General features: G+C 68.2%; 8 protein-coding genes. 4 read left to right on the top strand and 4 right to left on the bottom strand.

Annotated features, from left to right (window positions below):
- From ACWDU1_RS25700 to ACWDU1_RS25685, 4 genes are all read left to right on the top strand, one after another.
- A partial coding sequence (locus ACWDU1_RS25700; RefSeq protein ID WP_450002271.1) for an ABC transporter substrate-binding protein occupies positions 1-697 on the top strand: 697 nt, incomplete at its 5' end.
- 17 nt (positions 698-714) lie between these two features.
- Positions 715-1761 carry an iron chelate uptake ABC transporter family permease subunit gene (locus ACWDU1_RS25695; RefSeq protein ID WP_450002269.1) on the top strand — a complete coding sequence of 349 codons (1047 nt, stop codon included), beginning with the start codon at positions 715-717 and terminating at the stop codon, positions 1759-1761.
- Positions 1758-2789 carry a FecCD family ABC transporter permease gene (locus ACWDU1_RS25690; protein WP_450002268.1) on the top strand — a complete coding sequence of 344 codons (1032 nt, stop codon included), beginning with the start codon at positions 1758-1760 and terminating at the stop codon, positions 2787-2789. Before ACWDU1_RS25695 ends, ACWDU1_RS25690 begins: the two co-directional genes overlap by 4 nt.
- A 144-nt stretch (positions 2790-2933) precedes the next feature.
- A complete protein-coding gene (locus tag ACWDU1_RS25685; protein WP_450002267.1) occupies positions 2934-4478 on the top strand; it encodes an acyl-CoA carboxylase subunit beta in 1545 nt (514 codons plus the stop codon).
- Between the two features lie 246 nt (positions 4479-4724).
- Here ACWDU1_RS25685 and ACWDU1_RS25680 read toward each other — a convergent pair whose 3' ends face one another.
- The 4 genes from ACWDU1_RS25680 to ACWDU1_RS25665 all read right to left on the bottom strand — a co-directional run.
- Complete coding sequence (locus tag ACWDU1_RS25680) at positions 4725-5777, bottom strand: fatty acid desaturase family protein (RefSeq protein WP_450002265.1); 1053 nt, start codon at positions 5775-5777, stop codon at positions 4725-4727.
- 98 nt (positions 5778-5875) lie between these two features.
- The gene (locus ACWDU1_RS25675) at positions 5876-6727 is read right to left on the bottom strand and encodes a carbohydrate ABC transporter permease (protein ID WP_450002263.1); all 852 of its coding nucleotides are present in this window, start codon (positions 6725-6727) and stop codon (positions 5876-5878) included.
- Positions 6724-7671, bottom strand: coding sequence for a carbohydrate ABC transporter permease (locus ACWDU1_RS25670; RefSeq protein ID WP_450002261.1), 948 nt, complete (start codon positions 7669-7671; stop codon positions 6724-6726). The genes ACWDU1_RS25675 and ACWDU1_RS25670 overlap by 4 nt, the downstream gene beginning before the upstream one ends.
- The coding region (locus tag ACWDU1_RS25665) for an extracellular solute-binding protein (protein WP_450002259.1) at positions 7668-8294 on the bottom strand (627 nt) is incomplete at its 5' end. The genes ACWDU1_RS25665 and ACWDU1_RS25670, both read right to left, overlap by 4 nt.

The raw sequence follows: 8294 nt of genomic DNA, 5'->3' as shown, positions 1-8294 counted from the left end.
GGCCGCGGACAACACCGAATTGCTGTCGTGGAGCACCGACGGCTTCGACTACGAGGCCATCCTCGCGGCCGACCCCGATCTGATCGTCGCGGGCGGATTCGGCCTGCCGTTCGCGCTCGCCACCAAGGGTTACGACCGGCTCAGCGCGATCGCGCCCACGGTCGTGGTGAACAGTTCGCTGGCCACCTGGCAGGATCAGTTCGGGTTCCTGGCCGGCGAGGTCTTCGACGAGCGCGATACCTACGACGGGTTCGTCGCCGACTACAACAAGCGGGTCGACGAGGTGAAACAGGCGATCACGCCCCCGCCGGGCCCGGTCTCCTATCTGACCATCACCGCGGACAACACCCCGTATCTGCTGTTCGAGAACATGGGACTGCCCCAGACGCTGGCCGAGGTGGGATTGCGGCCCGCGCCGTTGGTCGAGCAGAACGGTCTCCAGCCGTACAAGCCCGGTGGTGACATGGCCGAACTCTCGACCGAACAGGTCGGCCGGCTGGTGACGACGCCGACGGTATTCGTCACCGGCTTCAACGGCGACACCACCGATATCGCCACTCTCACGAAGCAGCCCGTGTACGCGAAACTTCCCGCGTTCGCCGGAAACCACGCCTACGACCTGCCCTACTGGGCGGTCCGCGGCGACTACGACGAGGCGATGGCGCTGCTCGACCTCGTCGAGAAGCAGTTCTCCTAGACCGCGGCGGCCGGCGCATGAAGCCACCACTGCTCACCGGCGCCGGCGCGCCGCCGAGCCCACCGGTGCGCATCGCGCACCGGTGGGCCTGGCTACTGCTGTCGGTGCTGATACTGGCCGGGGTGACGGCGGCCAGTATCGCGGTCGGATCGGTGAGCCTGCCGCTGTCCACCGTGTGGGACGCGCTGACCGCCCCGGACGGCAGTATGGATCATCTGACGGTCCGCACCCTGCGCGTCCCGCGCACGATCCTCGGGCTCCTCGTCGGAGCCGCGCTGGGGGCCGCCGGGGCGCTCATCCAGGGACTGACCCGTAATCCGCTGGCGGACCCGGGAATTCTGGGTGTGAACGGCGGTGCGGGATTCGCGATAGTCCTCGGAGTCGCGGCTTTCGGGGTCACCGAGATCGAGCAGTACCTCTGGTTCGGTTTCGCGGGCGCGGTGCTGGCCACCGCACTCGTCTACGTGATCGCGTCGCGCGCGCCCGGCGGGGCCGACCCGTTGCGGCTGACGCTGGTCGGGGTGGCGCTGGGCGCGGTGCTCACCGGCGCGACGAAAACGCTGGCGTTGCTCGATCCGGAGACGTTCGACCGGATGCGGTTCTGGGACGCCGGCACCATCGCCGACCGGCCCGCCGGCACTGTCCAGATCATCTGGCCGTTCATCGTCGCCGGGCTGGTGACGGCCCTGGTGTGCGCCCGCTCGCTCAACGCGCTCGCGCTGGGTGAGGACCTCGCCGCGGCGGTCGGGGTACGGCTCCCGGTTGTCCGGACCGCCGCGGTGGTGGCGGTGACCCTACTGTGCGGAGCCGCGACCGCGGCGGCGGGCCCGCTGGTGTTCGTCGGCCTGATGGTGCCGCACGCGGTCCGCCGGATCACCGGCCCCGACCAGCGCTGGATCATGCCGTTCACCCTGGTGCTCGCACCCGTGCTGGTCCTGCTCGCCGATATCGCGGGGCGGCTGATCATCCGGCCGGCGGAGCTCCAGGTCGGTGTGGTCATCGCGTACCTGGGCGCCCCGGTGCTGATCGCACTGATCCGGCGGCGCAGAGCCGAGGCGTCGTGAGCCGCGTTCTCATCCTGCGTGCGGGGGTGTTCAGCCGACGCACCACGATCCGGGCCATGACGGTCTGTGTGCTGCTCGGTACCGTGCTGGCGGTATGCCTGTCGGCCGCGCTCATGCTCGGCACTCGTACCCTCTCGCCCGGCGAGGTATTCGCCGCGCTCGGCCCCGGCGCGGACTCGTCCGACCGCCTGGTCGTGGTCGAGTGGCGGGCGCCACGGGCGGTGGCGGCTCTCCTGTTCGGCGCCTGTCTGGGGCTGAGCGGGTCGATCTTCCAATCTCTCACCCGCAATCCGCTGGGCAGCCCGGACGTGGTCGGGTTGAACGCGGGCGCCTACACCGGCGTCGTCGCCGCGATGCTGCTGGGCGCCGACAGCTTCGGTGCGCGGGCCACCGGTGCCATGCTCGGCGGGCTGGGCGCCGCCGCCATCGTGTATCTGCTCGCCTTCCGGGAGGGGGTGCGCGGGATCCGGCTGGTCATCGTCGGTATCGCGGTCAGCGCCATGCTGTCGTCGGTCAATACCTGGTTCGGCGTGAAGGCCGACCTGGACGACGCGCTCCAGGTGGCGGTCTGGGGTGCGGGAACCCTGTCCGGTGTGGAGTGGCCACCGGTGCTGCTGTCGGCAGGCGTCGCCCTCGCGCTGATCGCGGCCGTCCCGGCCGCCACCCGGCGCATGCGCCAACTGGAACTCGGCGAGGAGGCGGCCGCGATGCTCGGGGTCGGGGTGGAACGCAGCAAGGTGCTGTTGCTCGTACTCGCGAGTCTGCTCACGGCGATCGCCACCGCGGTCACCGGCCCGGTCGCGTTCATCGCGCTCGCCGCCCCGCAGATCGCCGGGCGGCTCACCGGACACGGCTCCTCCGCCGATCCCCTGGGCGCGGCCCTGACCGGGGCGGTGCTGATGTCGGCGGCCGACCTCGTGGCACAACACGCGATTCCGGACGCGAAGCTGCCGGTCGGAGCGGTCACCGTATGTCTCGGCGGAAGTTATCTGGTCTGGCTGCTCCTGCGTGAGGCCAGGAACTGGTGAGCCGGCCGGTACACCGGTCCGCGGAATCCGGCCCGTCACGGTCGGTGAGAGCTCACAAGCCCGCGCCCCCGCCGGTCCGGGTACGGTATCTACCGCCCCCGACGACGGTGTGGCGCTCCTGCTGATCGACATGGATGTATATAGATGAGTTCGACCGCCGAGAAACTTGCCGACCTGCGCAAGAAGCTCGAGATCGCACAGGAACCGGCCGGCGAGGCGGGAGCCGCCAAACGCGCGCGCAAAGGAATCCCCTCGGCCCGCGACCGCATCGATATGCTGCTGGACCCGGGCACCTTCGTCGAAATCGGTGCGCTCGTACGCAATCCGGCGGATAAAGACGCCCTGTACGGCGACGGCGTGGTCACCGGTCGCGGGCTGGTGGACGGGCGGCCGGTGGCCGTGTTCTCCCACGATCAGACCGTGTACGGCGGCACCATCGGCGAAATGTTCGGCCGCAAGGTCGCCGCGATCATGGAACTCGCGGGTAAGACGGGCTGCCCGCTGATCGGCATCAACGACTCCGGCGGTGCGCGTGTGCAGGAGGCCGTCACCTCGCTGCGCTGGTACGGCGAACTCGCGACCATGATGGAACCGCTATCGGGTTCGGTGCCGATGGTGTCGCTGATTCTGGGCAACTGCGCCGCCGGCGCGGTGTACCAGCCGATCTGCACCGATGTCGTGGTGGCCACCGAGAGCGCCCATATGTTCGTCACCGGTCCCAAGATCATCGAGGACGCCATCGGTGAAAAGGTGGATATGGAGGAGCTGGGCGGCGCCTACAACCAGGCCGCCTACGGCAATATCCACCACATCGCCAAGGACGAGGCGGCGGCGTTCGCGTGGGTCCGCAACTATCTGAGCTATCTGCCGTCGAGTGCGGTCGAGCTGCCGCCGGTCGTGAACGCCGGTCTGGAGCCGCAGGTCACCGAATCCGATCTGACCCTGAACACGCTGGTCCCGGACTCGGACAACGCTGTCTACGATATGCACGACGTGCTGTTGCGGATCTTCGACGACGGCGAGTTCCACGAGATCGGCGCGGCGGCCACCCAGAACCTGATCACCGGATTCGCCCGCGTCGACGGCCGGCCGGTGGGTGTGGTCGCCAACCAGCCGACCGTGCTGGCCGGCGCGCTCGACGCCAAGGCCGGCGACAAGGCCGCGCATTTCATCCATATCTGCAATGCCTTCGAGATCCCGCTGGTGCTGGTGGTCGACACCCCCGGCTTCCTGCCCGGTGTGGAACAGGAGAAGGTGGGCGTCATCAAACGCGGCGGCCGGTTCCTGTTCGCCTATGTGGAGGCCACGGTCCCCAAGGTCACGGTGGTGGTCCGGAAGGCCTACGGCGGCGGCTGGGCCGTGATGGGCGCGAAAGCGCTCGGCTGCGATGTCTACCTGGCCTGGCCCACCGCCCGTATCGCGGTGATGGGCGCCGACAGCGCGGTCGGGCTGACCCAGCGCAAGGTCTTGGACGCCACCCCCGAGGATCAGCGCGCCGAACTCCGCAAGCAGATGATCGACTTCTACAACGCCACCGTCGCGACCCCGTGGATCGCGGCGGAACGGGGCTATATCGACAGCGTGATCGAACCGTCGGCCACCCGCCTGGAACTCCGCCGCGCACTGGCGCTGCTGCGCGATAAGAAGGTCATCCGCTACCCCCGCAAACACCATCTGCTGCCACTCTGAAAACAGCCTCCTCACCTGCCACAACCTCCTGTTCGGGTCTTGACTGACGCCCGAACAGGAGGAGACTGGAATGACACCGGAACACCGGAGAATGTGACCCGCTTCAAGGAGACGTCCGGAAAAGCGGGCCGGCATTTTCGAGAGATCCGGCCAGGCCCCCGGCAAGTCGGCCGACGACCGGAACGACAGCGACGACTGGAGTTTCAGGAATCGGCAGAGACTACCGGGGACTGCTCTGTCCGTGGGTCATCCGGCCGCGGTGCGCAGGGGCGCGCCTGCCCGGTGCAGATGCCGCAGCGCCTCGCGGTAGGAGTCGATGAGCCCGGTCTCGTGGTAGGGCACGCCGATCTCCGCGCAGTAGTCGCGAACGATCACCTGGGCGTGGCGCAGGTTCGGGGTCGGCATATTCGGGAACAGGTGGTGCTCGATCTGGTAGTTGAGCCCGCCGAGCGCGATATCGGTCAGTACGCCGCCGCGAACGTTCCGCGAGGTGAGGACCTGACGGCGCAGGTAATCGGGGCGGTCGTCGCCGGTGAGAGTCGGCATACCCTTGTGGTTCGGGGCGAATATGCAGCCCATGTACACGCCGAACAGCGCCTGATGCACCACGAAGAACGCCACGGCCTTATCGGCGGGCAGCACCACGAACAGCGCGGTCAGGTAGGCGGCGAAATGCGCGAACAGCAGCGAGCCCTCCAGCCGGCGGTGTTTGACCGACCGGTTCCGTAGCGCGCGGACACCCGCCAAGTGCAGGTTCAGGCCCTCCAATGTCAGCAGCGGGAAGAACAGGAAAGCCTGTGCCCGCCCGATCAGGCGGGTCATTCCATGGCTCGCCCGCGCCTGCCGCTGTGACCAGACCAGGATGTCGGGGGCCACATCGGGGTCGAGTTCCTCGTGATTCGGATTGGCGTGGTGGCGGGTGTGCTTGTCCTGCCACCAGCCGTAGCCGAGGCCGATACCGGCGTTCCCGGCGAGGCGGCCCACGATCTCGGTCGGCCGCCGCAACCGGAAGACCTGGCGATGCGCCACATCGTGCATGACCAGTGCGACCTGGGCGAAGGACACCGCCATGAACGCCGCGATCGCCAGGGTCCACCAGGTGTCGCCGGCCAGGACGAATGCCACCCACCCCGCCACGAACGCGACCCCGACCAGGGTGAGGCGGATCGCGTAGTAGCGCGGGCGCCGGTTCATCAGCCCGGCGGCGGAGACACGGCGCAGCAGCCGGGCGTAATCCCCCTCGGCACGGCGTCGCGTTGATTGTGGATTCGCCGCAGGGGCCGGAGCCGATATCGTCATGAAAACGACGCTATGGGCGGAAATCTCGTTCGGGGTAAGCCCACGGTATGGCAGCGGGTCGCACTGCGGAGTGATTTCCGGCGGTCACCGCACCGGCGCTAGCGCCCGCCGAAGCCCGAAACGGCGATACCGCGGGTGAAGGCCTTCTGCGCGAAGGCGTACACCAGCAGCATCGGCAGCAGGATCAGCATCGACGCCGCCATCAGCACCGGCCATTTCGACACGTACTGCCCCTGCATCCAGACCAGCCCGAGGGTGACGGTGGAGATGTCCTGGCGCTGGATCATCACCAGCGGCCACAGGAAATCGTTCCAGACCCCGACCCAGGTGAGTACGGCCAGCACCATCACGGCGGGGCGGGCATTGGGCAGCAGCACCCGCCAGTAGATCTGCCACGGTGTGCAGCCGTCGAGGATGGCGGCCTCCTCGAGTTCGGCGGGCAGCGTGCGGAAGAACTGCCGCATCAGGTATGTGCCGAACGCGGTGCCGAACAGGCCGGGCACGATCAGCGCCCACAGGGTGTCGGTCCAGCCGAGCACCCGCATGAGCACGAACTGCGGTATCACGGTGACGGTCAGCGGCACCATCAGTGTGGCCAGATAGGCCACGAACAGCGCCTCACGTCCGGGGAATCGCAGCCGGGCGAACGCGTACCCGGCCAGCGAGCAGAAGAACACCTGACCGGCCGTCACACAGGCCGCGTAGACCACGGTGTTGACGAACATCCGGCCGAACGGCATCAGGTCGAATACCTCGCCGTAGTTCGACCACTGCGGATCCGGTGGGATGAGAGTCGGTGTGGTGACCTCCGATTCTTTCTTCAGCGAGCCCGACAGTGCCCACAGGATCGGGAACAACGCGCACCAGCCCATCGCTATGAGCCCGGCATACAGCGCGACCGCTCGGACGAGAGCGCGCCGGTTCGGCCGGGGGGCCGCAACCGCGGTCACCGCGACTCGTCCTTGCGCGCGAATCGGAGTTGCGCGACGGTGAGGACCAGCAGGATCACGAAGACCACCCACGCCAGGGCGGACGCGTATCCCATATCCCCGAACGCGAAGGCGTTCTGGAAGATCATGATGCCGAAGATGTAGGTACCGGTCTCGGGGCCGCCGTTACCGCCGGTGAGGGCATAGACCTGGTCGAACGCCTGCACCGTGTTGATGATCGAGATGACCAGGACGAAGGACAGGGCGCCCCGGATCAACGGCAGCGTGATCCGGAAGAAGCGCTGGATATCGCCTGCCCCATCGATTTTCGCCGCCTCGTAGAGGCTCTCCGGAACACCCTGCATGGCGGCGAGCAGTACGACGGTGGCGAAGGGGATACTGCGCCAGATACCGACCAGGCACAACGACACCAGCGCCCAGTCCGGGTCCACCAGCCACGGCACCGGGCCTATCCCGGCCCAGCCGAGCATGATGTTCATGAGGCCGTTGTTGGTATCGAAGACGAACCGCCAGACCACGGCCATCACCACACTCGACACCGCCAGCGGGAGCAGCAGCACGGTACGGAACAGGCCTATCCCCCGCACCTTCCGGTTCAGCGCCGCCGCGATCACCAGGCTGATCGTCACGGTGGGCACCAGGCTCCCGGCCGTGAAGAGCACGGTGTTGCGGACCGCGATCGGGAACAGCGGATCACCGGTGAACAGCCGCCGGAAGTTGTCGGCCCCGATGAATCGGGCCGGGCCGAACATATCCCACTGCTGGAAGCTCAGATACAGCGAGAAACCCAGCGGGAACAGCATGAACACCGCGACAGCGAGCAGATTGGGCGCGACGAACAGCCGTCCCGCCCGCGCCCGCCGCCGCGCCAGCTCGGTCCGGCGCGGGCGCTGCGCGGCTACCGGCGCGGTGGTGGCGGTGACGGGTTCTCCGGTGACGGTCATCGGTTGCGCAGCACCTCATCGGTATCGGGAGCGAGATTGCCCCGTAGGGAAACCGCGGGGCGGGCACCGCGCAGTACCGGACCGATATTGCGATCCATCAGCGCGTCGATCCGCGCCCACTCCGGGGTCACCGGGAGCGGACCGGAACGGGCCGGCCCCTCGGTGAGGATGCCGAGGTTGCGCACCTGCCGGTGCGCGTCCGCGAATCCTGGCGACCGCAGCGCCGATCCGAGCACCGGGACGAACAAGCCCGTTTCGGCGATGACCGCCTGGCCGACGGGTCCGGCGGCGAACTTCACGAACTCCCAGGCCTGTTCGCGCCGCGGACTGTCGGCGGCGATCGCCAGACCAGTGGCGCCGATATTGGATCGCGCGCCCCGGCCCCCGGGGCCGACGGGTAGAGCGGTGACATCGAACCCGATATCGCCGGCCTCGGCGAAGGTGCGGTAACGCCAATGCCCGCCCATGGCCAGCGCCGCCTCACCCCGGGCGAACAGATCCATCGCCGATACCGACTGCTGGTCGTTCGGGGTCGGCGCCACCCGGTGCTCGTTGGCCAGATCCGCGTAGAACTGCACGCCCTCGAGGAATCCGGCGGCGGCGAAATTGCCACGCACCGGGCG

This window comes from Nocardia sp. NPDC003345 (assembly GCF_053589395.1).
Note: the sequence above shows the minus strand (reverse complement) of the source record. Positions and strands in the feature narration are given on the sequence as shown.

Excerpts from the sequence above, each read along its gene's own strand:
- ACWDU1_RS25695 (WP_450002269.1), top strand. The coding sequence starts at position 715 with ATGAAGCCACCACTGCTCACCGGCGCCGGCGCGCCGCCGAGCCCACCG.
- ACWDU1_RS25685 (WP_450002267.1), top strand. The coding sequence starts at position 2,934 with ATGAGTTCGACCGCCGAGAAACTTGCCGACCTGCGCAAGAAGCTCGAG.
- ACWDU1_RS25680 (WP_450002265.1), bottom strand. The coding sequence starts at position 5,777 with ATGACGATATCGGCTCCGGCCCCTGCGGCGAATCCACAATCAACGCGA.
- ACWDU1_RS25670 (WP_450002261.1), bottom strand. The coding sequence starts at position 7,671 with ATGACCGTCACCGGAGAACCCGTCACCGCCACCACCGCGCCGGTAGCC.